This is a genomic window from Paraburkholderia tropica (genome assembly GCF_914484835.1).
GTDB classification, from domain to species: Bacteria; Pseudomonadota; Gammaproteobacteria; order Burkholderiales; family Burkholderiaceae; genus Paraburkholderia; species Paraburkholderia tropica_A.
On sequence record NZ_CAJZAR010000014.1, the window covers coordinates 1 to 1,636 of the forward strand.

Consider the following 1,636-nt stretch of genomic DNA (forward strand, 5'->3'; position numbering starts at 1 on the left):
GGCCGAGGCCGTGTGGAAACTGTTTCTTTGCACCGGAGTCGAACTCGCCAGCCCGACCAATCAAGCTTTAGAACCCCGGCCGGACTTAACGTAGGATATCGAGCGTAAAAAGCCCCTCAGGGCCTTACGTTCCGACCAACTTCATCGCATTTATTGCCCTGCCAGCCCCAAGTATCTTTATGACGCGCTTCAGGTTGTAGGCCAACACTTGAAGACTCATTTCGGTACTCACCCGTCCGAGCGTCCTGGTCAGGAAGTGTGTGGCCCCCATCCAGTGCTTCAGCGTGCCGAAGACGTGCTCAACGGTGCTTCTGCGGATGGTCATTGCGTCAGGCTTGCGGTCTAGTCGACGCTGCATGGCATCAAGTATATGTTCGTGCTCCCATCGTCGAATACGGCGGTAGTCGCTGGGAGAACATCGTTCCTTGAGCGGGCAACGCGGGCAGGCGCTGGGCCAGTACACCTGCAGCGTCATTCCGTGTTCCACGGTCGTGAATCGACGGATAGCGTGCTCACCGGCGGGGCATCGATATTCGTCCTTCCCTGGAACGTAGACAAAGTCGCGCTTGGTAAAGAGTCCTTTCTTCCTTGACGCTGAAGTGAGTGGTTTCGGGACATACGCCGTGATCCCGGCCAGCTCGCATGTGCGGATATCCGGACCGCTGAAGTAGCCCCGGTCAGCCAGTACCTTCAGTTTGGACTTGCCCATCGCTTTCTTCGCCGACGCAGCGATCCTGCCGAGTTGTCCGTGGTCACCCCCGACATTCGTTACGTCGTGTTCGACAATCAGATGATGCTTTGTATCTACTGCGACCTGAACGTTGTAGCCTACCGTTCCGGTTCTTTTTCCACCACTGGTCATGGAACGGGAATCCGGGTCAGTAAGCGACAACTGTCTGTCCGGTTGTTTCTTCAGTTGCTTTTTTATCCGCTTGAGCTCACGCATCTGTTCACGCAAGATCGCGATCTTCTCGTACAGTCGCTCGGTCCTCGCATCGAAACCCGTCGGACTGATCCGGTCTGCCGTCTCAATCATGTCGAGATATCGCTGAACGCTTTCCTCGATCTGCTGCTGACGCTTGTCGATCTTGCCTTCCGTGTAGTTTCTGTCACGGCTGTTCACAGCCTTGAACTTGCTGCCGTCAATTGCCACCATGTCGCTGCATAGCAGCTTCAATCCGCGACACAGTTCGACGAAACGACGGCATGCATTGCGAATGGCCGGGCCGTTGTCGCGGCGAAAGTCGGCGATCGTCTTGAAGTCCGGTGTCAGACGCCCCGTCAACCACATTAGCTCGACGTTGCGCTGGCATTCGCGCTCGAGACGCCTGCTCGAAGGCACCCTGTTTAGATATCCATAGACGTAGATCTTGAGCATCACGCCCGGGTGGTAGGACGGGCGCCCCGTGGCTGCAGGCGTGGTACCGTTGAAACCAAGTTCCGCAAGGTCTAGTTCATCCACGAAGGCATCTATGACCCGGACCGGATTGTCCTGCCCAATGTAGTCATCGACGCATTCGGGAAGTAGTGCGACCTGCTTGCGGTCATCGCCTTCAACGAATCGCTTCATGAATCACCCCGTAACCATGCGTTGATTCAGTTTAGGCGATCCATGCGTTTTCACACGGCCTCGGCC

1 protein-coding gene is annotated in these 1,636 nt (G+C 56.3%); it reads right to left on the reverse strand.

Features of this window, described 5'->3' with window-relative positions; genetic code table 11:
• Positions 1-124 precede the first annotated feature (124 nt).
• The gene (locus LDO54_RS01830) at positions 125-1,570 is read right to left on the reverse strand and encodes an IS1182 family transposase (RefSeq protein ID WP_224005329.1); all 1,446 of its coding nucleotides are present in this window, start codon (positions 1,568-1,570) and stop codon (positions 125-127) included.
• Positions 1,571-1,636 lie beyond the last annotated feature (66 nt).

Bases quoted from the DNA above. Each gene is read 5' to 3' on its own strand.
- LDO54_RS01830 (WP_224005329.1), bottom strand. From the start codon at position 1,570: ATGAAGCGATTCGTTGAAGGCGATGACCGCAAGCAGGTCGCACTACTT.